Raw genomic sequence first — 26,405 nt, forward strand, 5'->3', positions numbered from 1 at the left:
ATGTGGAACTCTGTGTAAGGGTCAAGACAAAAGGCTACCTCATTGTTTATACCCCTTTTGCGGAACTTTACCATCATGAATGCCTTTCCCGCGGACATATTGATACTCCTGAGAAATTAACGGAGTTTAAAAGAGAGGAAGCGTTGTTTAATAAAAAATGTGGATTTGCGTTTGCGAACGGGGATCCTTTTTACAACCCTAATTTACAATAATGTGAGAATAGAACACTTTCGGGTGCAGAGCTGTAACGTGTAAGTGACACCGCTAAATAATCAGGAAAAACTAAGATAGTGAAGAATAAAGAGATCAGAAAATATTGGGAAAATCCTTCAACAGAATCGATGTATGATAAAAACCTGCTTGAGATAGAAATTAACTCAATTCTTGAGCTTTTGAATGAGAATGACAGAGTGGTTGATCTTGGATGTGGCGAAGGAGAAGGGACTGTAAAGTATCATGAAAAAGTCAAACGGTTAATTGCAGTTGATTTTTCGATCTCGAGATTGGAAAAGTTAAGACAGAAAAATAGTAACATAAAATCTTTTCAGATGGATATTCGTGATATTTCTTGCGAGAGATTCCATGAGAGATTCACGAAAGTCATTACTCAACGTTCACTTATTAATTTGGAAAGTTTTGAGGAACAGAAAGAAGTAATAAAAAGAATTCATTCACTACTCGAAGATGAAGGTAAATATATTATGCTGGAAGGATTTGTTGGAGGCACAGGGAAAACAAATGAAATTAGAAAAGATTTTAATCTCTCTTCGATAGAAATTAAGTGGCATAACCTTTTTTTTGAAAAAGATGAGTTATTAGAGTACACGTCAAAATATTTTGATTTGGAGCTTTCAAGAGATTTTAGCTTGTATTTTTTTATCACCAGAGTTTTTAATGCAATTATTAATTATCCAGAGATACCTAAATGGGATAACGCTGTTAATGTACTTGCAAAAGAAATGGAAAATAAATACAAAAATTCTTTTATCAAAGGTGTTAGTAGGTTAGAGCTGTTGGTATTTAGAAAAAAATGACCATTGGATAAAAAGATGCGAGCGAAAAAAGTAATTGCCTTTAAACAACCTGTTCATGTGACTCGTCCTCTTTTGCCCGATTTGAAGGATGTCGTTAGAAAATTTGAGCAGATATGGGATTCACAATGGCTTACAAATAACGGGCCCCAGCATAACCTTTTTGAAAAAAAAATAAAAGAAGTTTTAAAAGTTCCGAATCTTTCTCTTTTTAACAATGGAACTTTAGCGTTGATCGTTGCCTGTCAAAGTTTGCGCCTTTCGGGTGAAGTGATTACAACACCTTTTACTTTTCCCGCAACCCCACACGTCTTGTCATGGAACAACATTAGGCCGGTGTTTTGTGACATTGATCCAATTACAATGAACATTGATGCTGAAAAGATAGAGTCTATGATAACACCACAAACAACGGGAATATTAGGGGTCCATGTTTTTGGTACCCCTTGTAATGTTCTAAAAATACAGAAAGTTGCAGATCGTTATGGTCTGAGAGTCATCTATGATGCGGCGCATGCTTTTGAAGCTGAAATTAACGGGCGGGGGATTGGAACATTCGGAGATATTTCAATGTTCAGTTTTCATGCCACTAAACTCTTTCATACTGCAGAGGGAGGAGCTCTTGCGTTTAAAGATCGTCATCTGAAAGCAAGAATAGACCTTTTAAAGAATTTCGGCATTAAGAATGAAGAAGAGGTGGTGATGCCTGGAATTAACGGTAAAATGAATGAAATACAGGCAGCCATAGGATTGGTTGTTTTGGATTATGTGGAGGAAGAAAGAAATAAAAGAGAGTTTCTCTTAGAGGCCTATAAGAAATGTCTCGATGATGTGGAAGGGCTCTCCTTTTTACCAAATGATATCCCTGGAGTTAAAAAAAGCTTCCAATATTTTGTTGTTCGAATTCATGAGAATATTTTTGGAGCTTCCAGGGATTTTGTTTATCAGGAATTTAAAAAATATAATGTTTTTACACGGAAATACTTTTATCCATTATGTAGTGACTATACCTGTTACAAGCATCTTCCTTCGTCAAATCCATCGAATCTGCCTGTGGCAAAAAAGATTTCTAATTCCGTTATCTGTTTGCCGTTTTACGGAGGGCTTTCCGTGAGCGATGTTGAAAGAATATGCGATATCTTAAAAAGTTTTAGAGGGAGGAAGAATTAAAAATGCCGAAAGTCAGTGTCATCATTCCTTCCTATAATCATGAAACATTTGTTGCCGAAGCGATTCAAAGTGTTTTGGATCAGACATTTCAGGATTTCGAAATAGTCATTACCGATGATGGCTCCACGGACGGGACCGTAAATGAGATTAAAAAATTCAGAGATCCCAGAATAAGACTTTTTATTTTTGAGAAAAATCAGGGCGCCTGCGTCTCCGCGAATAAGTGTGTTACAGAAGCAAAGGGTGAATATATTGCGATGTTGAGTTCAGATGATTTGTTTTTACCTGATAAACTTGAAAAACAGGTCAAATTCCTTGATGAAAATCCCGATATTTCTGCCGTATTCGGGCAGGCAAGGATAATTAATGAAAAAGGTAATGACTTCAGCAATAAAAGTCATTTTTATTGTAGTATTTTCAACCAACCGAACCGAAGTCGGTTTGAATGGTTAAATGTTTTCTTTTACAAAGGAAACTGCCTTTGTCATCCAAGCGTTCTCATTCGAAATAAATGTTATAGAGAAATCGGAATGTATAACGAGCGATTAGTCCAGCTTCCGGATTTTGAATTCTGGGTAAGAATCTGCCTTAAATATGAAATTTATGTGATGCCTGAATGTTTGATAAAATTTAGAGTTCGAGATGGTGAATTGAATGCGAGTGGAAATCGTCCTGAAGTCCATATTAGAAGTGTGTTTGAGTTCGAAAAAGCTTTGAGATTATTTCTTATTATTACGAAAGAAGATTACGATAAGATTTTTCCAGATGCCATAAAAGATCCTGAAATTTGTGATGATGATTTAGTTCCATTTTTGACAGCGTTGCGAGCCCTTGATGTAAAAAACAATCCTGTTTATTTCCGATTTGCTTTAGATACGATTTACTCACTTCTTGGTGAAGAAAAAATAGCTAGAAAAATCAAGGAGAAATACAATTTTGGATACAAGGATCTGGTTAACCTTTCGGCAAAGAACCCCCTTTTGATGGATATTGAAAATAAGAGCCGGATTATAAAAGAACAACAAGACCATATCAGAGAACTTCAAAACAGGGACGTTTTAACTGAGGATTCTCAAAATATCGAAGCACTCCATAATCTTGGGGTTATTGCATTTCAAAAGGGTAAAAATGAATTAGCGGCAGAATTCTTTCTTAAGGCTCTAGTTGTTAAACCGGATTATACTGAAGCTCATAATAATCTGGGAGTAGTTTTTTATGAACAAGGGCGTGATGAGGAGGCAAAAGCCTGTTATGAAAAGGCCCTGGCATTAAAACCAGACTATGCCGAAGCGTATTGCAACCTTGGAACTCTCTTGAAAAATCAAGGAAAAATAGGGGAAGCGCTCAATCTCTTTACAAAAGCGATGGAGTTGAGGCCGGGCTATGCTGAAGCAGAAAAAAATCTGGAAGAATTAAAAAGAAAAGAAAAGGATCAACTTTTGATTCGTAAGAGAGCTGGTTTGGGAAACCTCATGACCGAAAAAATGGACCTGATCAATTACGCATGTCAGCACTTCAATATAAAGTCCTTCGCTGATCTTGGCGGGGTCTGGGGTGTAGATGGCGGATATACTTTTTACGCTCTGGAGAAATATAAAATAGATAGGGCTTATTTAGTAGATACAGACTTCACGAGATTCGTTGAGGCACAACAACCATTATTTCCGCAATTGAGGCTTTTGAAAGCCAATTTCGGCAGCGACTCTGTTGCTGAAACGATAGCAGGAGTAGACGCTGTCTTTTTATTTGATGTGCTTTTACACCAGGTGGCCCCGGATTGGGATGAAATTATTAATAAATTGTCAAAAAAGATAAAATATTTTATTGTTTATAATCAGCAGTATTTAGGGCCTAACACCATCAGGCTTCTTGATCTTGGTGAAGAAGAATATTTCAAAAATGTTCCGCACAGGAGAGAAGAAGAACCATACAAATCTTTATTGGAGAAAATGTATCAGATCCATCCTTCTCACAACAGGATATATCGTGATATTCATAACGTCTGGCAATGGGGGATTACTGACATTGACCTTATAGAAGCCATGAATAAGCACGGATTTGAAAAGGTCTATTATAGGAATTTCGGAGAATGGGGAGGCCTGAAAAATTTTGAGGGGCATAGTTTTATATTTAAAAGGATTGACGAGGATGCCAGGATAAAGCAGACAATTGATTCACCAGTGAGGGAGAAGTTTAGATTAGAAGGAAAAACGGGAGAGAGCGCAGATTCCCTTATTCAGATAGCTCAAAAACACCTTCAGGCCGGTCAGGTGGATAATGCCGAAGCCATTTATCATGAGGTTTTAATTCGAGATGCCAAGAATTTCAATTCAATGCATGATCTTGGCCTTATTTCGTTTCAAAAGGGAAAAAATGAATTAGCATCGGAATTCTTCCTTAAGGCTCTTGCGATCAAACCTGATGATGCCGTCGCTCATAATAATCTTGGTTTTATTTTCAATGAACTGGGGCGCCGTGAGGAGGCTCGAGTCTGCTATGAAATGGCCATTGCCTTAAAGCCCGATTATGCCGAAGCTCTCAAAAATCTCGAAGAATTAAAAAAGAAAACGGAGCCGGATCGGGGCAACTTTCCGGGGCTTTCAGTCTCGCAGTCATCTGAGGTTCAGGATCCTCAGGTGAATAAAAAGCTGGCGTTCATTGATTTGGCTTTTCATCAGAGAACGAAAAGCACTTTAGAATTGATCGAGATTTTTAAAAGGTATTTTACTGTCGACGTTTACTGGGATGATGGGACGATTGATTTCACAAATATTGCAACACAGAACTATGATACGGTTATTTTCTTTCAACAAATTTATGGAATAAGGAAACTAATCGCACTGAACGTTAAAAACATTGTTATCATTCCGATGTACGATGATGCATTGGAATTCTCCGATTCCTACTTGAAGCAATTCAGTCATGTAAAATTTATTAATTTCTCAAAGATATTTCACCACAGGTTTCTCCAACTGGGGTTAAATTCTAAACTTGTTCAGTATTATATATCCCCCTCGACCCTTCCAGATCCAGCGCCTCATTTTAACGATTTATCCGGCTTTTTCTGGCAAAGAACCAATCACATTCGATGGAGTACCATTAAAAAACTGATTCAGGGGACCCATTTTGAGAAATTTCACCTCCACTGTGCTGTTGATAATCCGAAAACAATTTCCCTTGAAAAACCCTCTGGTGATGACCTGAAAAAATTTGGAATAACCATGACAAATTGGTTTTCAAACAAGGAAGAATATTTGTCCATTCTCAATGCATCCAATATTTTTTTCGCACCGAGGCTTAACGAGGGAATTGGCATGTCTTTCCTGGAAGCCATGGCAATGGGAAAATGTGTCGTTGCTCCAGATAATCCCACCATGAATGAATACATCAAGCATGGCGAAAATGGCTTATTGTACGATCCTGAAAATCCCGTCCCCCTTGATTTCAGCAAGGCTGAAGAAATGGGGAAAAACGCTAGAAAATACGCCGAGGAAGGATATCGGCAATGGAAGCAAGACGAAAAAGAGATGATTCAATTTATTCTGGGGAACGAATCTGATGGGAAAAATGATTTGCAGAAAAGAGTGGTTCAGGATCAATCTGCAGTTGAATCTATCACTGCAAAGGTTTGTACTTTTCCTTTCTGGTACCACAAAATCGAGCTTCCAGGCGGAGTTGTCACCCCGGGCTGGGCACCTCTTAATCCTGCTTCTTATGGGATTCCCGAAAGATTAGATGGTAAACGGGTTTTGGATGTGGGTGCCTGGGACGGCTACTGGACCTTTGAAGCTTTAAAACGGGGTGCAAGGGAAGTCGTTGCAATAGACGATTTCTCAGACTTTCTTGGTTCTCTGGAAAATTCAAGTCGTCGGGCATGGGAGACTTTTGATTTGTGCCGGGAGGCTCTGGGATATAGTGAAAAGATCTGCAAGCGTTTTGATCTGTCGGTTTACGATATTACGGAAGAGCAATTTGGCAGATTTGATTTTGTATTCTTTTTTGGAACGCTCTATCATCTTCGCCACCCTCTAGTGGCGCTTGACCGTCTTTCGGCGGTATGTGACGGAGAGATTTATGCAGAAAGCGCCATCCTGGATGATTTTAGTCCTTATCGTGGCGGGTTAAACCAGGGTTATAAGGGGCAGATGGTGATGGAATTTTATCCTGGCAAAGAATATGGAAATAACAATACGAACTGGTGGGTTCCAACCTTGCTTTGTTTTGAAAAAATAGTTGCGGCCGCTGGTTTTACCCAGACCCGGGCATGGAAACTCGATGAGTCTCCTAAAACACTTCCTTATTGCCGGGGGTTTGTCCATGGAAAGAAAGCCGTATAATCCTCTATAAAAAAAGAATAGATGTCCAGGGGCTAATCTTTTACATGAATTTTGTCGATTCAGAAGGGAATTTCCCTTGAAGAATCATAAGTCATTGAAAATACTATATTATTTATAAAATCTGAAGTTGATTTTTAATTAAAGTTTTGATTGAGTCTTTCCGATAAGTTATATGAGGCAGAAAACTCAGGGGTCAGAAAAGAGGTGAAAGACAAAAGTTAAGACCGGATTAAAGCCTTGGAAGATGGGAAGAGATGTTTAAATAACTCAATCAAGTTAATTTTAATGCTGGCAAGAACTGCCAGGTTAATCCTAGAAAAGGAGAAACACAATGGAAATTTCTTTAACAGCAGGTATGCGTGCGAGTGTGCTTTCATTACAAGACAATGCATCTTTGTTTGACGCCACCCAAATCCGATTATCTACCGGTAAGGCTGTCAACTCAGCCTTAGATGATCCGACCAAGTATTTTGCCGCTCAAAATAACACGTCGCGCGCAAGTGGTCTTTCAGGTTTAAAATCAGATATGAATGAAGCTCTTCAGTTGGTTAAATCGGCGGATAATGGTATTTCCGGGATGGTATTGCTTCTTAAATCTGCCAAAGGTATTGCTACGGCGGCGAAGTCTCTCACCGATACCACCGCATTGGCGAGTCAATTAACCTCTTATGTCAATATCCTGACTCAGGTGAATAAAATGGCTCAGGACTCCAACTATAAGGGAAAAGACCTGTTAGCCAATGCAGGATTAACTGCGGCCGACTCCCTGACGGTCAACTTCAGCACCACCGATACCAATTCCAAGATTACGGTTGCTGGTGTGTACAGTTCGGTGGTGACACTCGCAATCAAATCCGGGGGAACGATTTCAACAGAAGCCACAACCGGTACTGTAACGGCAGGAGCTACGGGTGGATGGGCCACTGCGGCCAATATTGATACTGATATTGCAACGATTGATACGGCCTTATCAACATTGCAGACGACATCGGCAACTTTTTCTGCGAATTTGTCTGTTATCCAGGCCCGTATTGATTTTACAGCCAATATGGTGAATGTGCTCAGTCAGGGAGCTGATAAACTGACGTTGGCGGATATGAACAAGGAAAGCGCTAACATGCTGGCTCTGCAGACACAGCAGGCGCTGGCAACGAACTCTCTCAGATTGGCTTCTCAGGCCTCTCAGGGGGTCTTGAGGTTATTCTCGTAACGATAACTCTTGAATTGGGGCGGGGGAAAAGATTCCCCCGCCTTATTTTTTAAGGAGTTAAACAATGCCTACAATAAACAATTCTGTAGAAATCACTTTTTCACAAACCGACAGATTGGGAAAAAACGCTTCCCTCTACGTTGGTCAGGCAAAAGACGGAAAGACCGGGGAGAGCCTGAAAGAAAATAAGGTTTATCCTCCCGTCGTGATCAATGATATGTTAGACTTTGCTTTAAAGAACGCTCTGTTGGTGAATAATATTAAAGATACGACAGGGGTGATTCTTGAACAGATGAAGGCTCAATTGGAATGGAAAGGGATCAACCTCGCTGATATGAATCCGTTGACGGCAAATTCAAAAAGTCTCGAAGTAAGGGAGAATATCTCCTCTCAGGGAGAGAGCGGGTTAGCTCAAGTGAATAGAGAATTTCTTCGGATGTTAAAGGGATAAATGCCGCTTAAGGTGACGTTAAAACCGAAAGAACGGATATTTATCAATGGAGCGGTGGTCGTCAATGAGGAAAAGAGCCGGGTTAATCTGGTGGTGGTCAATGATGTTCCGATTTTAAGGGAAAAAGATATTCTAACCGAAAAGAGCGCCGATACCCCCTGTAAAAGAATCTATCTGACGGTTCAATTGATGTATATGGATAAAGAGCATCTGTCTGAATACCATAAAAATTATTGGAAACGGGTCGGAGAGGTCGTAAAAGCCGCCCCCAGTACAACAACGATTATTCAAAAGGTCAGCGAGCAGATATTGATCGGTAACTATTATAGAGCTTTAAAATTGACGCAACGATTAATTCAATATGAAAAGGAGTTAATAGATGGCGGTACAAAATCTTTTCAAGGCGTATGAAGCAGTTGAAAGAAATACTCTCGACGGCCGTGATCTTGAAGCCCATGTTCTTAATCGGGGAGCACAGCTTTTAATTGAATGCCGGGATCAGTGGAATGAAACCGGGCATAAAGAACGGCTTGATCAAGCGCTTGGGTTTAACCAGAAACTCTGGACCTTTTTCCAAATTGAGCTATCCAATCCCAAACATCCCCTTCCGAAAAAGATACGGGAAGATATATTAAGCTTGAGTGTTTTTATAGATAAAACCATTTTTGATGTAATGGCCGACCCTGCCTCTGAAAAGCTGACATCCATTATCAATATCAATCATAACATCGCCGCGGGTCTTAGCGTCTCATTGGGCAATCAGGGCTGAGACAGTGGATGGTTTTGAAAATCAGCTCTTTAAAGTTCTCATCGTCGATGATGAAGAAGGCCCCAGAAGGGCCATGCAAACCCTCCTTTCAACAAACAAAGAATTAACCATACAGACCGCAGAGAGCGCCTTTCAAGCCCTGGAATTATTGAAAGCCTCGCCCTTTGATCTCGTCATTACCGACATTAGAATGCCCAAAATGGACGGCCTGGAGCTTCTTAAGGAAATCAAAACACTCTCCCCGGATACCATGGTTATTTTAATGACCGGGTATGGGACCCTGGAGAATGCCATTGATGCCATCAGGGGAGGAGCGTATGACTATCTCACCAAGCCTTTTCGCCTGGATGAAATGACCATCATGGTTGAAAAAGGGATTGATAAACTGAGGATAATCAGGGAAAACCGGAAAATTCTCGAAGAGTTAAGGTTTATTTTTGAAAAGGTTAAAAAAGGGATTGTTGAAAGAAGAGGGGATGAGGGGTCCCTGTTGGAACTCCTGGAGGACATTAAGCTGAGATTGTCGCGGCTTTACATCAAACATGGCCCCGTTTAATCCTGATCCATAGATAAAAGGGGCGGCAGGTCACCCCCTGACCCGGCGCCCCTTTATATAGAAGTTGAAAAGAGGCTTTCCGCATGGTATCTTCCTGCATGGCTAAGATGCGATCAGGTTAGGGAAGAGGATTCAAAAATGGAAGAAAAACCTTCAGATTCATCCGTTTCAGGAAAAGACAAACGCTCCTATCACCGGATTGGAACAGAAACTCCGGCCCTCTACCGCGTTGAAACGGAAACCCCGGCCCTCTACCGGAAAGCGGGCCAAAACAGGCCTCCGCACAAGAAGGTAAGCTCCCTTTTTCCCGCGCTTCCCCACCTCCCTCTCCCTGAAGGAATAGAAAGAGGAAGCCGGTATGATGACCGGGCGAATGCCCAGATTATTGAGCTTTTCCTCTGGCTCGATTGGAGAATTAATTCTCTTATCAAAATGATGTCAAGAGCGGAAGATGAGCAGGCCTTTCCCCGCCGGTCCCTTATTGTGAATATCAGCGCCTCAGGCCTGAAGTTTTACAGTGATGAACTTCTTCCTTTATCCGCGATCCTCGAGTTTCAGCTCATCCTGCCGGTTGTTCCTTTTAAAGAATTACTCATCGCGGGAGAGGTGGCCTGGATCAATCCGCTCTCAGACCGGGAGGAAGGGGACTATGTCTATGAGGTTGGGGTGGAGTTTAAAGATATGGCGGAAGGGGACCGGGAACATATTATTAAGTATGTTGTGAGCAGGCAGTTGCGGCTCAAACGTGAACACAAGTCCTGAACAGTTACAGGATTTTTGATCAAGGGATGACTTTAAGGAGTTTTTCGCTTAATTTTGCCGCCCTCGACGGTTTCATTTCGTCAAGAATTTTAGCGCCGGTTTTAGGCTTGATTCTAAGAAGGATTTTCAGTACCAGGGGCTCTTCCATCTGGCCCATTCTTTCGGCGGCATCTTTTGCCGGCATCGCCTCATACATTTTAGCCAGATGGGTCATTTGAATCTCAGCCTCTCCCTCCGGCTTTTTCTTTTTTTGATTTTCTGCGTCAGATAACTTTGCCAGAAGTCCGGTCAGTTCATTTTTTAGCGTCTGAAGCCGTTGTTTTTCTTTTTCCAGCTCCCCGGCGCGCTCGTCAAGCTCGGCCTTTCTTTTTTGAATGGTCTGAATCAGTTCTTCCGGAGGAGCATTTTGCTGATCGGGGATTTCATCTCTTTTGATTTGAATTGCCCCTCCTTTCATTTCGGCTGTTGTCGGAACAACCGCCATGACGGAAAGAAAAAAAAGGAAAAAGAAGAACCCTTTGCTCACTTGTTTCTCCACTTTAACTGCATCCCGATTTCATCGGTTTCCTGCTGGTCGTTTTTAACGATTTGATTGATAAATTCCCGCTTCCGCGCCGCTTCAATTTTTTCTATCGCTTTCTTTTCCCGGACAATCTCAAGAAATTCTGCCTTTTTTTGCTCATAGGCCTTTTCTGCCTCCAGGACTCTCTTTGCCTGTTCCTTGATTTGATCGGCCTGGGCATGGACAAACCGGTAGGCGAGAGCCGCCTCATCGGGGTTAATCCCGTCGATAGGGTTTTTCTCAAAAAGCGATTGAGCCGTCAGCACCTGACGATGGAGGGATAATAAAATCTCCTGTTCCCCGGCAATTTTCCGTAGGGAGGCGTCTATATCAGCCTTTGCGGTCTCTTCCTTAAACCTTAAATATTGAAGAAAACTCTGAAACTTTGGACGGTAAAAAGTCATCTCATTTCCCTGATCCGTTGATAAGGACCCATCTGCTGTGTTCTCGACTCTCGGCTTCCGAGATGTACCACAAAGCTTGCTCGCGAGCGGTTCCGCAGCGAAGCTATGATTTTCACTTTTATAGACCTCGATCGCCTCAATTCTGCGGCCTTGCACCTGGGCCCTTCTCAACGGCCAGGTTTTTCAGATAAAGGGGGAATGATCCTGAAAAGGGCTTCCCGGCTTTCCTGAAAGTTTACTTTTTCATGCATGTCCTGCGCCAGGTACGACTGGAGCTCTCCCTGTTTATCGATGGCCTTATCGATCTGGAGGTTAGTCCCTCTTTTATAAGCCCCCAGATTGATGAGGTCTTCCGATCTTTCATATAAAGAGAGAAGCTGTAAAAATTTCCTTGAGCTTTCTAAATGCGCCGGTTCCGCGATGTCGAGCATCACACGGCTTGTGCTTCTCAAGGGATCAATCGCAGGGTACTGGTTTTTAGAGGCTAACTCCCTCGAGAGGACCAGATGTCCATCCAGGATCGACCTTGCGGCATCCGGAATCGGATCGTTTAAATCGTCCCCTTCGGCCAGGACAGTAAACAACCCTGTAATCGAACCCTCATGAGAAGATGTCCCCGACCGTTCTAAAAATTTTGGAAGAAGGGAAAAGACGGAAGGGGTATACCCTTTCGTGGCCGGAGGCTCCCCGGTGGCCAGGCCGATTTCTCTCTGAGCATGGGCAAGGCGGGTGAGGGAGTCCATCATCAGGAGAACCTCTTTTTGCCGGCTCCGGAAATATTCTGCGATCGCCATGGCCAGAAAAGCGCCCCGTCTTCTGATTAAGGGAGATTGATCCGAAGTCGCGGCCACCACGACAGAGCGTTTCAGGCCTTCTTCCTTCAAGTCTTTCTCGATAAATTCTTTGACCTCGCGGCCTCTTTCGCCGATCAGGGCGATCACATTGACGTCGGCTTCGGTAAACCTGGCGATCATCCCGAGCAGAACGCTTTTTCCGACGCCGCTTCCGGCGAAAATCCCCAATCGCTGGCCTCTTCCGCAGGTCAGGAGCCCGTTGATGGCGCGAATTCCGAGATCCAGAGGTTGAGTGATCCTTTTTCTTTCAAGCGGGCCGGGCGGGGCGTCATATAAGGGAAAAGTTTCAGAAACGGGGACAGGTCCTTTATGATCAATCGGGTTTCCCAATCCGTCAATGACCCTTCCCAACAGTCCGGGCCCGACCCCGGCCATGGCCTGGGTTCCTTTAGGTTCAATTGAACTCCCCGGGCCTATTCCGCTCAGGTCTCCAAGCGGCATTAAAAGAACTTTTTCTTCCTTAAATCCGACAACCTCGGCCAGAACCCGTTTTCCTTTGAGAGAGGTGATTTCGCACACTTCACCAATGGCAGAAATGGATGCGCGTCCTTCAAGGACCAGTCCAATTGCCTGTGTGACTTTTCCTTTCACGGGGAAAAGGTCTGCTTTTTCAATACCCTCAATATATTTTTCAGCCGAAAAAATCATTTTATGCCCGATCCGTTAAACAGGGCGTCAAACATTTGAATGAGCTGGCTGTCGAGCCTCAGGTCGACGATTCTTTCATGATTTTCGACGAGGCATTCCCCCGGGAGAAGGGAAGCGTCAGGCTCAAATTTCAGCCATTGGGTCTCCGCGGATGTTGCCAGAAATTCATGCGCTTTTTCATCGATCACCTGGAAATCAGCCGGGTGAAGCCGGATGGTGAAACGGCCCTCCTGTCCAATTTTCAAAATTCCTTCTTTAATCAACTGGAGGATCTTTTCTTTATCCGCCCGGACTTCTTCCCTGAGGATCCTGCGGGCAATAAGGAATGCAATCGTCAGGATCTCCTGTTCAGTCCCTTCTTCGATGCCCTTTTTGATTTTGGCCAGTTCATCGGCCAATGATTCGAGATACTGAAATTTTATCCCGGCTTCTTTGAGGCTCTGTTCAAACCCTGCTTTACGCCCGGCCTCAAATCCCTCGAAATAGCCTTCTCTCTCCTGTTCGGTTTCTTTGCATCCGATTTCACCGGCAGGAACTCCCGATAACATGGCCTGAGAAGTTGAGTCGGGACGCATGCTCCTTAACTGATAGGCTCCCACCTCGCCCGGAACGTTCGGGTCTTGTTTCATTATTTTAGACAAGGATCTCCCCCTGTCCTTTTCCGACCATGATTTTTCCTTCCTGAACGAGGCGCTGGACGATTTTAAGAATAGCCTGCTGGCTCTTTTCCACTTCGCTTAGCTTTACCGGCCCCATGGCTTCCAGGTCTTCTTTTAACAGATCACCCGCGCGCTGGGACATGTTTTTATAAATTTTTGATTTAACCTCTTCTTTTGCCGCTTTAAGCGCAAGGGTCAGTTGTTCTTTGCTGACCTCTTTGAGAACTTCCTGCATATGCCGGTCGTCCAGTTGAACAAGGTCTTCAAAGACAAACATCAATTGGCGGATCTTGTCCGCGAGTTCTGGATTGGTCTGCGAGATCGATCCCAAAATAGCCTGTTCGGAGGAGGGCCCCATCTGGTTCAGAAGGTCCGCGACCAGTTTAACCCCGCCGACCTTTCTCCCGGAGGCCATTCCCACCCGGGACATCTCTTTCTGCATCACCTCGCCCACTTCCTTCATCACTCCCGGAGGAATCTCCTCCAGGGTTGCCATCCGGAGCAGAACATCGCTTCTCAGGGCTTCAGGAAGATAGGTCAGCACCTGGCTGTTCTGTTCAGGGTCGAGGTGGATCAGGATGAGGGCTATGGTTTGAGGATGATCGGTTTGAAGCATCTGGGCGATTGCCTTCGGGGCCATCCACTTCAGGGAATCAAGCCAACCCTCTTCATTGGAGGAGAGGTTTTCCATGACCCGCGCCGATTTTTCCTGGCCCAGGGCTTTCATCAGGACTTTTTGCACATAGTCCTTCCCCCCGATACTCATCCCCATACCATAAGAGGCCTGCTCTGAAAATTCCGAGACGACCGTAGAGATATCCTCTGCGGAGACGTCGGAAAATCTCGAAATAACACGGCCAATCTTTTGAACGTCTTTAGGTTCCAGATTCTTCATGACATTGGCGGCCAGATCTTCTCCGAGGAGGGTCATGAAAATCGCTGTTTTTTCTTCACCGCTTAATTTACGCGCCATTGAACTCCTGAGTTATTTTTCTTTCAACCATTTCCGTACGACGTTTGCCCCGGCCTGAGGATTTTCTTTTGTGAGTTGAATCATTTGATCCCGGCTGTTTAAACCGGTTTTAGCATATTCTTCTATTGAACCCGCTCTGGTCTCATGCAAGGCGGGCAGGGTCATCGGTGAAGGAGCCGTCAGGGTTTTTAAAAGCGGGCGGATGACAAACATCCAGATAATCAGGCTTAAAACCGCCATTATTCCATACCGGGCAAAGGGGAGCCATGGAGTCAGTTTTGAGCCGGCGCCTTCTTTTTCGACCGCCTCCTCCTGGACTGTTGCGTTATTCGATTCAAAAGGGATATTGACGACTTCAACCTGATCTTTTCTCTCCTCTGAATAGCCGACGGCTTTTTTGACCAGTTCATCCAGTTTTTTCATATCTTCTTCGCTGCGCGGGAGGTATTTGTAAGTCGTCTCTCCCTTTTCCCCCTTTACAGGCTCGTACATGCCATCCACTAGAACCGCCACCGAAAGGCGTTTAAGGGTTCCGGTCGGTTCTATAATCCTGCTGACGGTCTTGCTGATCTCATAATTAATAAGATCGTTCTTTTTCTGGCCGCTGTTTTGAGAACCCTGTGATTCTCCCGCCTTCGATTCCGCCTTCGGGGGAACATTTGAAAGAACACCCGGAACTCCAGCGGGTCCCGGGTTATTTGTTGAGCCGGAATTTTTTTCTTCGCTTCTCTGTTCGCTCCTGACGGTCTGGCTGTCCGGATCGAATTTTTCTTCCGTTGTTTCAACCTGCCGGAAATCAAGCAAACTCGTAACGCGGACGATCGCCTTATTCGGACCAACGATTTTTTCCAGCATCGTCTGAATGTTTTCTTCAATTTTTTTATCGGTGGCATGCTGGTAATCCAGCTGAGATGAACTCAACCGGGTATTCGAAGAAGTGTCGGCGTTCTTAGAAAGTATATGTCCATGATTGTCGACCACGGTAACAGCCTGCGGGCTCAAATCTTCAACACTGCTAGCGACCAGATGAACAACACCCTGAATCTGCGCCTCATTTAACGTTTTTCCCGGGCGAAGCGTCACGACGATCGATGCCCTGGCATGTTCCTGATGTTCTGAAAAAAGAGTTTTTTCGGGTACCGCAAGGTGGACTCTTGCTTTACTGACCTCCGACAGCTGTCCGATCGTCCGGTCAAGTTCTCCTTCGAGGGCTCTGCGGTAATTGATTTTCTGCACAAATTCGGTTGTTCCGAGCGAGGACCGGTCGAAAATTTCGAATCCGATAATGCCCCCCTGGGGAATTCCCTGGCTTGCAAGCTGGATCCTCATTTCATGTACCCGGTCTGATGGGACTAAAACAGCCGACCCGTCCGGAGAAAAAGAATAGGGGATATGGGCCTCTTTTAGTTTATTGATAATTACCCCGGCGTCTTCTGATGCCAGGTTTGAATATAAAACCTCGAAGTCGGGCTTTTGAGCCCAGAGCCAGAGAACGACAATCACCGACCCCATGGCGACGAGGAAAGTGACGATGCCGAGTTTCCGGGCCAGAGGCATTGCGATTAAATTTCGGATGATCTGTTCCATACTTTAATGCCCCTTCATGAGTTACATCTGCATGCGTGAGATTTCTTCATACGCAGAGAGTATTTTATTCCTGACCTGCATCATCATTTGGAGCGATAAATCGGCTTTCTCAAGAGCAATCATCGTTTGATGAATATTCTGATGGGAGCCTGTCTCTAAACCCTTGACGGCCTCTTCGGCGGACTTCTGGTTTTGATCCACCTGAGAGAGGGAGTCCTTGAGCATTTCCAGAAACGGTTTTCCTCCGGGCTCTTTTATGTCTGTGAACTTTTCGATTTCCCCTGCGGGAAGAGAGTGCTGTACCGGCTGAATATTCATAGAAATTCCCTATTTAATGTTTACCTTCCGATCTCAAGCGCCTTTGCCGCCATGCTTTTCGTCGCGTTGAATGCCGTCACATTCGCCTCATAGGAGCGGAGGGCGGAGATCATATTAACCATTTCTTCCATCGGGCTGACATTGGGAAGGGAAACGTAACCCTCGGAGTCGGCATCGGGATGTTTGGGATCAAATACTTTTTTAAAAGGTCTTGGGTCTGAAATCACCTGGGCGACCTCAACCCCCTGACCGGAAGAATTGCCGGCCTGGCCGGCTAAGATCTCTTCGAACGAATTGGCCTGAGACGAGGCGGCAAAAACGACATCCTTTCTTCTGTAGGGCCCTCCCCCGGGCGTACGGGTAGACTCTGCATTTGCGAGGTTATTCGAAATCACGTCAAGCCGGGCTTTTTGAGCATTGAGCGCCGATGCTGAAATCCTGAAAGATTGTTCAATATCCATGGAACTTATCTCCCTTCTTTGATCGCTGAACGGATCATATTGAATTCTTTTGAAATGATCTGTACCGATGCCTGGTAGGAGAGGGTATTCTCCGCCAGTTTGGCCATTTCATTTTCACTGTTGATATTATTCCCGTCCAATCTGACAGAGGGTGCGGATAACGGAGAGGGTTCGATCGACTGACCCGGAGAGACAACCCCGAAATGGTAGGGATGAGAGTGGATAAGCGTTAACGCTTCCGAAGGTCCCGAAAGCTTTTTTAGGGTTTCTTTAAAATCTATTTCATTCCCCTTGAATCCGGGGGTGTCCTGATTCGCGATATTTGAGTTGATGACCTGCGCCCTTTCTCCCCGGATATCGAGCGCTTTTTCAAGCAGGTTGATTGTTTCACCGAAAATATTCATAGGTATGCTCCTTACATCTTAAACTTTGATTAAATTCTTCCTTACATAAACAAGCAAAAGTTGTGCCAATAAATATTTGTATTCCCGGGGTTTTCCCATGTTTTTTATTCATTTTTTCTCTCACAGCCGGATCAATTTTTCCCGATGAGGAATATTTTGCCTGGCTTATATCTCCTTTACCTCATGGGGTCGGTCCCGGTATTCATTTAATTTGTTCCTCAGCGTTCTGATACTGACCCCGAGGAGTTTGGCGGCATGGGTCCGGTTTGCTTTTGTTTTTTCCAATGTCTCGAGAATGAGGGCGCGTTCCGCTTCCCGAACCGTTCCTGTCGAGTTGGAAGAGCAAGGTTGATTTTCTGATTTTTCTTCTTCAAACATCAAATGTTCGGGGAGGATGATGCCGTTTTCCGACAGGAGAACTGCCCGCTCCATCACATTTTCCAGTTCTCTGATATTTCCCGGCCATTTTCTTGAAGTCAATATCGACAGGGTTTCCGGTGAAAGCTGGAGGACCGGTTTCTGATATTTAGCGCTTCCTCTGCGAAGGAAATAGTTTGATAACAGGGGAATATCGGTAATCCTGTTCCTTAACGGAGGGAGCCGCAGGGGGAAAACATTCAGGCGGTAATAAAGATCCTCGCGGAAACGTCCCGCTTTAACTTCTTCCCAGAGAGAGCGGTTTGTCGTGGCAATCACCCGAATATCAAGCGCCACCGGGCCGCGTCCTCCCAATAGATCGACTTCACGCTCCTGAATGACCCTTAACAATTTCGCCTGCAGGTTAAGGGACATTTCTCCGACCTCATCGAGCAGGAGAGTTCCCGAATGAGCCAGTTCAAACTTACCAGGTTTTCTTGAGAGAGCGCCTGTAAAGGCTCCTTTTTCATAGCCAAAAAGTTCGCTTTCCAGGAGCCCTTCCGGAACGGCGGCGCAGTTAATCGCGATAAAAGGATGTCGAGCGCGGGGGCTCTGATGATGAATAAGCCTGGCAAACAGCTCTTTCCCGGTGCCGCTTTCCCCCTCGATCAAAATGGTCGCCTGGCTTGCGGCGACGACTTCCGCCAGTTTAAGAAGTTTCAACATCGCGGGGTCCTGGGTCGCTACCGGTTTTTTAAGTTCATCTTTCTGTGCCGGAGGATCAGAAAAGAGCGAAGATTTCATGGCGCGATGCACAGCCGAAATAAGAGAAGAAGGGGAGAAAGGCTTAACCAGATAATCGGAAACTCCGCCTCTCATCGCTTCAACCGCGGAATTAATCGTTCCATGACCGGAGATCAGGATAACCGGAATATTTAATTTTAAAGCGGTTAAAGCCTCAAAGAACTCCAGGCCTGTTTTTCCGGGCATTCTGACATCGCTGATCATGACTCCGGGCGGGTTTTCCTTGCATAGGGCCAGCGCTTCATCGGCATCTGAAACGGAAGAAACGGAATATCCGGCCTGCTTTAAGATTTCCAATAAAGCTAACCGGACTCCTGGATCATCATCCAGCACTAAAACTGTTTTGTCATAAACAACCGGCATGGCTACTTTTTTTTTATTCCTGTTTTCATTTCCAGTTCGGACATCTTTTTGTTTGAATACTTTTTAATGATCTCGTTATCCGAATGGCCTGATAATTCAATTAAAAGGTTCTTTTCTTTATCAAACCGCTTGAGAGCTTCGTATGTTTGGGCCAGTCTCAGCTTTGTCCAGTCTGGCTGCGCGGGATGGTCCAGGCCGAGACTCTTCACAAAAACTTCGGCGGCCTTTTCATATTCCACCATCCGATAATAGTCTTCTCCCAGATCGCTCAAGATTTTTGAGTCGTTCTTTGGGCTCGACGTCATAAGAGAAAGATAGATTTTTACCGCTTCTGCCGGATGAGATTGTTTTTCATAAACCCCTGCCAGCTTGGATAAAATGCGCCCCCTGTCTGAATGACCGGGAAAAAGCGACAACCATTTTTTGTATTCCTCCTCGGCGGAAGAATACTTATTCTGAAGAGAATCAATATCTCCCATCCGCTCTACGGCCGGCGGAAGATAGGGGCTCTTTGGAAAGGCGGTCATCAACAACTCTAACTTTCGTCTGGCTTTATCATACTGCTTTTCTTCGAAAAGAGAGGTTGCATAAAGAAATAAGGGCTCTTCTCCGTCGGATCTTGTTGAAAAAAGAGTGGATGGTACTGCCTCATAAAATGCTATCGATTTCGAAAAAAGGCCCATTTGAGCATGCGCTGTTGCGATATCCATGCCGACAGATCCTCTCATCACGTTTTCCGGAAAAATGGAGGGAAAAGAGTAATAAATTTCAGCGATGTTCATCGGGTTTAACTCTTTCTTCTCTTTTTTGATCAGGGATGAAACAGTTTCAGTAAACACCTTTTTCATCTCTTTCGTCAGGGGAGAAGCGGGAAGGAGAAGAATAATCTGTCCCTCTATCTCGAGGGCAACCGGATATATTCCAATATCTTTTATCTGTTCCGCCTCTATAAATAGGAAAAAAGGGACTGCTATCGAAGAAGAGGGCTCTTCCAAAATCGCAGAGACGGTTTTCCCGATTTCTCTCACAAGCGGTGAATGAAAAGAAACAGGTGGAGATTTTTTATCCGAACGAGACCTGATTTCGCTTATTTTGTCCATGAAACGGGTCAGATTTTCCGCAATCGGCCCGAAATAGGGGGCAAGGGCAAGGTCTTTCAGGTTGGCGGTATCTTTTTCTTTACCTTCAGCCCAAAAAAGATTCTCAAGTCTTGCAAAAGCGGTTAGAGCATAAGGGTCCCGCGGAAAGACATTGATATACTTAATAAAGAGTTCCTTTGTTTTTTTAAATTCGCGGTACTGGTAAGAGGTTTCCGCATAATGGAAAAGGTAAATGGAACGAGCGCCTAAATAATTTGGAAACCGGTTATCCGCTTCTTCATAACTTTTGTAGGCCTCTTCATATTGCCCCAAATGAAATAGAGATTCCGCAAGACCCGCTAAAATACCGGGCTGGTCCTGCAGGGGGGCTTTATTGATATCTAGATGGAGCTGGATGTAATTCGGCAGGGCTTCTTTCCACTTTTCCCAGATTGAGTAGGTTTGCGCAATACCTATTTTCGCTTTTAACGCATAAGGATGGTCGGGATATCTTGAAAGGATTCTTTTAAAACTCCCTATGGCCTCGTAATAAAGTTTCCGCTTTGCATAAATATTTCCGATTTTCCATAATGCCGTGACGGTATAGGGTGACTTCTGGTAATGAATCATCGCTTCATTGAACGACGAGAGAGCCTGTTGCGCTTCCTGATCCTCCCCATCTTTCGAAAGCTGCATATAAAGGTCTCCTTCGAGGAAGGCCGCGAATTCTGCTTCTTTGCCGGTTAAATGTGATTGAATGATTTTCAGATCGCTCAATGCCGTCTGAAATTCTTTGGCCCGGTAGGAGGTCAGGACGGTTTTTAAGGAGCTTTGCGAAGTTTTTTGATCTCCGGGATCAAATAGAACAAGGCTTTCTTTGATCTGATCTTCATCCTGGAGGGGGTGTTCCGGATTTTCTCTGGAAATGGAAGAGGGAGCGGACTCCTCCTTGAGTGACGCGCTTTCACTCATAGCGTCAGCGGTTAGAGGAATCGCTGTCACAACAAAAAATAATAGAATGATCAGATAAAGACGCATAGATGTGAATAGTAAATAGCAAGAAGCGAGCCAAATTAAAAAAAGGGGAAAAAGATTCAAATTTTCAATGAATTATCACTTTTTAGGAGAAAGTGGATCAGGGGAGGACGTCATTTAATTGACAGACAGAGTCAAAGAACAGACTAAAAAGCAATCTCTTCTTCTTGAGAGGTTTTGGAAGTCCTCTCCATTTTTTTAAGTCTTTCAACCAGAGTCGTCCGATTTAGCTGAAGGAGCTGTGCCGCTTTGTTTTTGATGCCGTTGGCCTTTGTGAGGGCTTGATGGAACAGGTGGATTTCAAACTCGGTCACAACCTTTGTAAAATTAATTCCCTCTTCTGGGAACTGGAAGTGGGAAAGATAAATTGAAGATTCCTTTTCTCTACATTTTTCAGGAAGGTCGTCAACGGTGATTTGACCTTCCTGTTTAAGGGTGATTAAACGTTCAACCAGGTTTTCGAGTTCTCTGATATTGCCGGGCCAGGGATATTCCAGAAGGAGTTTCTGGGCCTCTTTTGAAATATCTTGAATATTTCTGCCGTTTTTTTCTTTGAATTTTCTCATAAAGTGATCAATGAGAAGGAGGATATCTTCTTTATGTTCCCTTAAAGGGGGCACGTTAATGGGAATGACGTTCAGCCGGTAAAAAAGATCTTTCCTGAATCTTTTTCCCAGGACCGCTTCTTCAAGGTCTTGATTTGTTGCCGCGATAATCCGGACATCGACATGAATGGTTTTTGTTCCGCCCACTCTCTCAAACTCCCGTTCCTGGAGGACCCTTAAAAGCTTCACCTGAAGCGGGAGGGGCATCTCGCTGATTTCGTCCAGAAACAATGTTCCCCCGTGGGCTAATTCAAACCGGCCGAGCCTTGATGATGTGGCGCCTGTAAAGGCTCCCTTTTCGTGTCCGAAGAGCTCGCTTTCAAGAAGAGATTCTGGAATGGCGCCACAATTGATAGGAACAAGGGGGTTTTCACGCCTTGGGCTGTTAAAATGAATCGTTTTGGCGATAACCTCCTTTCCCGTTCCGCTTTCACCCTGAATGAGAATAGTGGAGCCACTGCTGGTTACCTTCTCTATCATTTCAAAAACTTTTTGCATGGCAGGGCCGTTTCCAATAATGTTTTCAAAGCGGTATTTTTCCTGAACGGTCTTTTTCAATATCTGATGTTCATGCTTCAACTGGTAATAATCGAGCGCCTTCTTGATCAGGACCAGGACAAGATCCTTTTGAAACGGTTTGGAGACAAACTCATACGCCCCTGCTTTCATGGCGTCTACCGCAGATTCGATGGTTCCAAACCCGGTTAAGAGGACAATAACCGCTTCAGAATCTATTTTTCGGAGTGATTTAAGAACTTCAAGGCCGTTTATACCCGGGAGATAAAGGTCAACCAGGTAAAGATGAAAGAGAGAGGATTTGACAAGATCGAGGGCATCCTGCCCATTGGAGGTTGCCTCGGTCTGATAGCCTGATTTGTTGAGAAGCTCGACAAGCATTTTACTGACAGAGGCATCGTCTTCTACAATGAGAATTCTGGGTTCAAACATAGACAGCGCCTCCGTCCGGTAATTTTAATTGTGTAATAATTTTACGGGTCTGATTGAGAAAAGTAAATGGCCCATATCATATAAAATTAATGATCTATATCATGTTTTACCATCGAAAATACTTAAAACCTATTATCTTATCTAAATAGATTTAAGATCCGTAGCTTTGCGTCCTGCCGTTACCGGTAGTTTGTCCTGATAGAAGGTGGATAGCTTACTACTAAATGATTATCCCAATATTAATGTTTAAATTAGGTTTTTACAAACCCTCTGTGCCAATAATGATGAGACACCTTTCCTCTTGGGAAGATATTGTAACTATATTTAGTAGAATAAACAATATAAATTTGATCAGTTTTGTCCTGTTGCTTTATTCGCCCTAATTTTTATCCGCTTATTGATCTAGCGATCCAAATCAGATTACAAAAAAAGTGTCAATAAAATGCCGTTGTTGCGTCACTTTTTTGTCAGACTACTCCGGTGTTGTCATTCTGAGCGGAGCGAAGAATCTCGAATTTTTAGTGAGATAAGAGACCCTTCACGGAGTTTACCTGTCCGACCTGTGGACCGGTCGGTCCAAAGACCGGAACAAGATTCTTCGGTCGCTATTGCTCCCTCAGAATGACAGGCGAAGGATTCAGGGTGACAGAAGCGAGGTTTTTCTACACCCTGCTCGACACTCCCTCATTGATCTTCCTCAAGCTTCGGTCAACGCATAAATTTTAGATGGCATGGTAAATGCATTAACAAAAATCCGTTGGCTAAAAAATATTTTGTATTAAGAATTTGAAAAGGACCGGTAACTTAAGCTCTGGGGGAGGTGATATGGGGGAACAAGAAGAAATTTTAAATGATTTTTTGGTGGAATGTTCGGAGGGGCTGGGCCAGTTGGATCAGGAATTTGTGAAGCTTGAAAAGGACCCCGGAAATGCCGATCTGCTCCGAAGCGCCTTCAGGGTGATTCATACGATTAAGGGCACCTGTGGTTTTCTTGGCCTGACCAAGCTTGAGAATGTGGCTCACGCGGCTGAAAACGTCCTCTCGAGGATGAGGGAAGGAAAGATGCCGGTAACTCCGGGAACGATCACGGTTCTTCTCGAAGCGGTCGACGCGATCAAAGAGATTCTGGCCAGCATCGAATCCACCAGTAAGGAGCCTGAAAAAAACTACAATGCTATTCGTGAAAACCTGGATGCCCTGCTTAGCCTTGCATCGGAGAATCAAGTCCTGCAAATCAAGTCCGGACAAACACCCGCTGCGGATCAACCTGTTGCTGGACAGGCCGCGTCATTAACCGCTCCCGAATCGAAGGAGCCTGTAGAAGGCCGTGCCGAAGGGGACACCGCGGGCGCGGGAGTCCCGTCTGCCGAGACACGGGGTCCCGGCCTTTCATCGGAAAATCAAGTCCGATTGCCGGCCGAGTCGTCTATCCGGGTGGATATAAGCCTTTTGGATAATTTAATGAACCTGGTGGGAGAACTGGTGCTCGCGCGTAATCAGCTTTTGCAGAGGGTCCGCCAGAGGGACGACGCGATTGATAACGCCACAGCCCAGCGAATGAATCTGGTGACAACCGAGCTTCAGGATACCGTAATGAAAACCAGGTTACAGCCGATCCGGAATGTCTGGGATAAATTTCCGCGTGTGGTGCGCGATCTGGCCAGAACAGGAAACAAAGAGGTGGAACTGGTCATGGAAGGGGCCGAAACCGAACTTGACCGGACCCTTCTGGAGGCCATAAAAGACCCTCTGACCCATATTGTCCGGAATGCTGTTGACCATGGTTTTGAGGCTCCGGAGGCCCGGAAGGCGAAAGGAAAACCGGCCAAAGGGGTTCTCTTTCTTAAGGCCTTTCACGAGGGGGGCCAGATCAACATCGAGATTACAGACGACGGGGCCGGTATTGATGTGGAAAAAGTAAAAAGGAAGGCGGCCGAAAAAGGGCTCCTGTCGGCTGACGCCGTAAGCCGTCTTTCGGAGCGCGAGGCGCTCGCCCTGGTTTTTCTTCCCGGACTGTCGACTGCCGAGAAAGTGACAAACGTTTCCGGCCGCGGCGTCGGAATGGATGTGGTCCGGACGAATATCGAAAAAATCGGGGGAACGGTTGAAATTTCCAGCAGGATCGGGCAGGGGACGACTCTCTGGATCAAAATTCCATTAACCCTTGCGATTATTCCGGCGCTGATGGTGAAAGGCGGCGGAGAGCTGTTCGCCATTCCCCAGGCAAGCCTTCTGGAACTGGTTCGTGTGGATGAAGATTCCGCGGGGCGGATCGAGATGATCCATGAGGCTGAGTTCTACCGGCTCAGAGGAACACTCCTTCCCCTCCTTCGATTAAAACATGTTTTACGAATTTCCGGAGAGAAGAAATCCGGCGGCGGTGAAAATATCGTTGTTTTGGCAACCGGAAAACAGTCTTTTGGACTGGTGGTCGATGAGGTCATCGACAGCCAGGAAATCGTCGTAAAACCTCTTGGACGGCAGTTAAAGTGGCTCTCCGTATTTGCCGGCGCAACCATCCTGGGTGATGGAAAAGTCGCCCTGATATTGGATGTGACCGGTATTGCCAAAAAAGGGGGACTCGTCCAGTCCGGTGTGGAAGACAGGGATTTACAAGGCCAGGAAGACCTTTCGGAATCGGCCGAAGGCGAACGGCAGAGCCTCCTGGTCTTTAATGTTTCCGGGCACAACCGGTTTACCATTCCACTTTCTCTTGTGGCCCGGCTTGAAGAATTCGATCCCGCCAGGATTGAAAAAACAGTCGGCGGAGAAGTGGTTCAGTACCGGGAAGGGTTGCTCCCGCTGATCAGCCTGGCCGGTCTTTTGGGAGAAACTCCGGCACCGAGGACAGATGGAACGGTCCCCGTGGTGGTCTTCTCAGACGACCAGAAGAGCGTCGGCCTGATTGTGGGGCAAATTCTCGATATTGTCGATGAGCGGATCAAAATCCATCGTGCGGCAAACGGGAAGGCTGGAGTCAGCGGGTCGGTGGTCATTCAGGGAAAAACCGTCGACCTTCTCGACATCTATCAAATTATCGAGTTGGCCATTCCGGGATGGCATAAGGGCCACAGAGGGGAGAAATCGTTGATCCGGGGGGGGCGTATCCTCCTGGTAGAAGATTCCGGCTTCTTCCGAAGCCAGCTCAGGCCGTTCCTTGAAATGGAGGGTTATGAGGTCATCGAAGCGGAAGATGGAGAAGAGGCGTTGAACTATCTGGGGACTCAACAGGTCGATCTTGTGCTGTCCGATATTGAAATGCCTCGAATGGACGGCCTTGAGCTTGCAAAGCGGATGAAAAGTCAATCGAAATATGAAAATCTTCCGATTATTGCCCTGACCTCTCTGGCTTCCGACTCGGACCGGGAACGAGGAAAAAATGCCGGGTTTACGGAGTATCTGATCAAATTTGACCGCGATACGGTCCTGGAGGCAGTAAAGCGCTGTCTGGCAGGAGGGCCGGTCATAGCCGCTCAAAATAAAGGAGGCTCAAATGGCTGAAGGTTTTTCAACCGATTACCAAAAATCGAGCCGTGGAGGCGGGGATCGGCGCCAACAACGGGGCAAGTCTGCTGAAAGGAATGAACGCCGGGCCTCTACAGCCGACCGGCGCCACGCCAACAACAGGCAGTATGCGACCTTTTTTCTCGGAGATCACTTCTTCGGCGTTGGCGCTCTAACGGTTCAGGAGATTCTCATTCCCCAGCAGATGACATCTGTCCCGCTGGCCCCATCGGTTATTGCGGGACTGATCAACCTTCGGGGAGAAATTGTTACGGTGATGGATCTGCGTAAACGTCTTGGATTTCCTCCTCGGCCGGAAGGGTTGCAAATCATGAGTGTCGTGGTCCGTACGGCCGACGGACTGATCACCCTGTTGGTAGACCAGATTGGGGATGTCATTGAGGTCCGGCCGGACCTTTTCGAATCTCCGCCAAAAACTCTGAACGATGAACTCCTCTCCGTGGTGGAGGGGGTATACAAACTGCAGGATAAAATCCTTCTCGTGCTTAACAGCGAATCGGTTGCCCAGGTACCCGGGTCGACGGTGCGCATCA

General features: G+C 45.4%; 23 protein-coding genes and 1 riboswitch. Of the genes, 11 read left to right on the top strand and 12 right to left on the bottom strand.

Features of this window, described 5'->3' with window-relative positions; genetic code table 11:
- Positions 1–290 precede the first annotated feature (290 nt).
- The 9 genes from HYR79_00925 to HYR79_00965 all read left to right on the top strand — a co-directional run bounded on the left by HYR79_00925 (position 291) and on the right by HYR79_00965 (position 10,286).
- On the top strand, positions 291–1,034 hold the full coding sequence (locus HYR79_00925; protein ID MBI1820251.1) for a class I SAM-dependent methyltransferase: 744 nt from the start codon (positions 291–293) through the stop codon (positions 1,032–1,034).
- Between the two features lie 15 nt (positions 1,035–1,049).
- A complete protein-coding gene (locus HYR79_00930; GenBank protein ID MBI1820252.1) occupies positions 1,050–2,201 on the top strand; it encodes a DegT/DnrJ/EryC1/StrS family aminotransferase in 1,152 nt (383 codons plus the stop codon).
- A gap of 2 nt (positions 2,202–2,203) precedes the next feature.
- Positions 2,204–6,538, top strand: a complete 4,335-nt coding sequence (locus HYR79_00935; GenBank protein MBI1820253.1) for a tetratricopeptide repeat protein — start codon at positions 2,204–2,206, stop codon at positions 6,536–6,538.
- Positions 6,539–6,869: 331 nt separating this feature from the next.
- Positions 6,870–7,748 (top strand): flagellin, encoded by an 879-nt coding sequence (locus tag HYR79_00940; GenBank protein ID MBI1820254.1) that lies wholly within the window; start codon positions 6,870–6,872, stop codon positions 7,746–7,748.
- Positions 7,749–7,812: 64 nt separating this feature from the next.
- Positions 7,813–8,199, top strand: coding sequence for a hypothetical protein (locus HYR79_00945; protein MBI1820255.1), 387 nt, complete (start codon positions 7,813–7,815; stop codon positions 8,197–8,199).
- Positions 8,200–8,610 carry a flagellar biosynthesis repressor FlbT gene (locus HYR79_00950; protein MBI1820256.1) on the top strand — a complete coding sequence of 137 codons (411 nt, stop codon included), beginning with the start codon at positions 8,200–8,202 and terminating at the stop codon, positions 8,608–8,610.
- On the top strand, positions 8,579–8,968 hold the full coding sequence (gene flaF / locus HYR79_00955; GenBank protein ID MBI1820257.1) for a flagellar biosynthesis regulator FlaF: 390 nt from the start codon (positions 8,579–8,581) through the stop codon (positions 8,966–8,968). Before HYR79_00950 ends, flaF begins: the two co-directional genes overlap by 32 nt.
- Positions 8,969–8,972: 4 nt before the next feature.
- Entirely contained in the window at positions 8,973–9,524 is a 552-nt protein-coding gene (locus HYR79_00960; protein MBI1820258.1) for a sigma-54-dependent Fis family transcriptional regulator, read from the top strand.
- A 138-nt stretch (positions 9,525–9,662) separates the two neighbouring features.
- Complete coding sequence (locus tag HYR79_00965) at positions 9,663–10,286, top strand: PilZ domain-containing protein (GenBank protein MBI1820259.1); 624 nt, start codon at positions 9,663–9,665, stop codon at positions 10,284–10,286.
- A gap of 19 nt (positions 10,287–10,305) precedes the next feature.
- Here the strand turns inward: HYR79_00965 and HYR79_00970 are convergent, their stop codons facing one another.
- The 12 genes from HYR79_00970 to HYR79_01025 all read right to left on the bottom strand — a co-directional run bounded on the left by HYR79_00970 (position 10,306) and on the right by HYR79_01025 (position 22,347).
- A complete protein-coding gene (locus tag HYR79_00970; protein MBI1820260.1) occupies positions 10,306–10,812 on the bottom strand; it encodes a hypothetical protein in 507 nt (168 codons plus the stop codon).
- Positions 10,809–11,252 carry a flagellar FliJ family protein gene (locus tag HYR79_00975; protein MBI1820261.1) on the bottom strand — a complete coding sequence of 148 codons (444 nt, stop codon included), beginning with the start codon at positions 11,250–11,252 and terminating at the stop codon, positions 10,809–10,811. Before HYR79_00975 ends, HYR79_00970 begins: the two co-directional genes overlap by 4 nt.
- Positions 11,253–11,419: 167 nt before the next feature.
- The gene (locus HYR79_00980; GenBank protein ID MBI1820262.1) at positions 11,420–12,754 is read right to left on the bottom strand and encodes a FliI/YscN family ATPase; all 1,335 of its coding nucleotides are present in this window, start codon (positions 12,752–12,754) and stop codon (positions 11,420–11,422) included.
- Positions 12,751–13,395: a hypothetical protein gene (locus HYR79_00985; GenBank protein MBI1820263.1), complete on the bottom strand. Its 645-nt coding sequence runs from the start codon at positions 13,393–13,395 to the stop codon at positions 12,751–12,753. The genes HYR79_00980 and HYR79_00985 overlap by 4 nt, the downstream gene beginning before the upstream one ends.
- Positions 13,388–14,386, bottom strand: coding sequence for a flagellar motor switch protein FliG (gene fliG, locus HYR79_00990; protein MBI1820264.1), 999 nt, complete (start codon positions 14,384–14,386; stop codon positions 13,388–13,390). Before fliG ends, HYR79_00985 begins: the two co-directional genes overlap by 8 nt.
- 12 nt (positions 14,387–14,398) lie before the next feature.
- Complete coding sequence (fliF, locus tag HYR79_00995; GenBank protein MBI1820265.1) at positions 14,399–15,973, bottom strand: flagellar M-ring protein FliF; 1,575 nt, start codon at positions 15,971–15,973, stop codon at positions 14,399–14,401.
- Between the two features lie 21 nt (positions 15,974–15,994).
- Positions 15,995–16,291: a flagellar hook-basal body complex protein FliE gene (fliE, locus tag HYR79_01000; GenBank protein MBI1820266.1), complete on the bottom strand. Its 297-nt coding sequence runs from the start codon at positions 16,289–16,291 to the stop codon at positions 15,995–15,997.
- A 20-nt stretch (positions 16,292–16,311) separates the two neighbouring features.
- The gene (gene flgC / locus HYR79_01005; GenBank protein ID MBI1820267.1) at positions 16,312–16,752 is read right to left on the bottom strand and encodes a flagellar basal body rod protein FlgC; all 441 of its coding nucleotides are present in this window, start codon (positions 16,750–16,752) and stop codon (positions 16,312–16,314) included.
- 5 nt (positions 16,753–16,757) lie between these two features.
- Positions 16,758–17,156: a flagellar basal body rod protein FlgB gene (flgB, locus tag HYR79_01010; GenBank protein MBI1820268.1), complete on the bottom strand. Its 399-nt coding sequence runs from the start codon at positions 17,154–17,156 to the stop codon at positions 16,758–16,760.
- Between the two features lie 165 nt (positions 17,157–17,321).
- Complete coding sequence (locus HYR79_01015) at positions 17,322–18,680, bottom strand: sigma-54-dependent Fis family transcriptional regulator (protein MBI1820269.1); 1,359 nt, start codon at positions 18,678–18,680, stop codon at positions 17,322–17,324.
- A gap of 2 nt (positions 18,681–18,682) precedes the next feature.
- Entirely contained in the window at positions 18,683–20,731 is a 2,049-nt protein-coding gene (locus tag HYR79_01020; GenBank protein MBI1820270.1) for a tetratricopeptide repeat protein, read from the bottom strand.
- Positions 20,732–20,940: 209 nt separating this feature from the next.
- Positions 20,941–22,347 carry a sigma-54-dependent Fis family transcriptional regulator gene (locus HYR79_01025; GenBank protein ID MBI1820271.1) on the bottom strand — a complete coding sequence of 469 codons (1,407 nt, stop codon included), beginning with the start codon at positions 22,345–22,347 and terminating at the stop codon, positions 20,941–20,943.
- Positions 22,348–22,467: 120 nt separating this feature from the next.
- A riboswitch (cyclic di-GMP riboswitch) is annotated at positions 22,468–22,552 on the bottom strand.
- Positions 22,553–23,172: 620 nt separating this feature from the next.
- Between HYR79_01025 and HYR79_01030 the strand changes: the two genes are divergently transcribed.
- Together HYR79_01030 and HYR79_01035 are read left to right on the top strand one after the other, a co-directional pair.
- A complete protein-coding gene (locus HYR79_01030) occupies positions 23,173–25,848 on the top strand; it encodes a chemotaxis protein CheW (protein ID MBI1820272.1) in 2,676 nt (891 codons plus the stop codon).
- Positions 25,841–26,405: chemotaxis protein CheW (locus HYR79_01035; protein ID MBI1820273.1), on the top strand; the 565-nt coding region annotated here is incomplete at its 3' end. The genes HYR79_01030 and HYR79_01035, both read left to right, overlap by 8 nt.

It is taken from the genome of Nitrospirota bacterium, assembly GCA_016178585.1.
GTDB lineage: Bacteria > Nitrospirota > Nitrospiria > JACQBW01 > JACQBW01 > JACOTA01.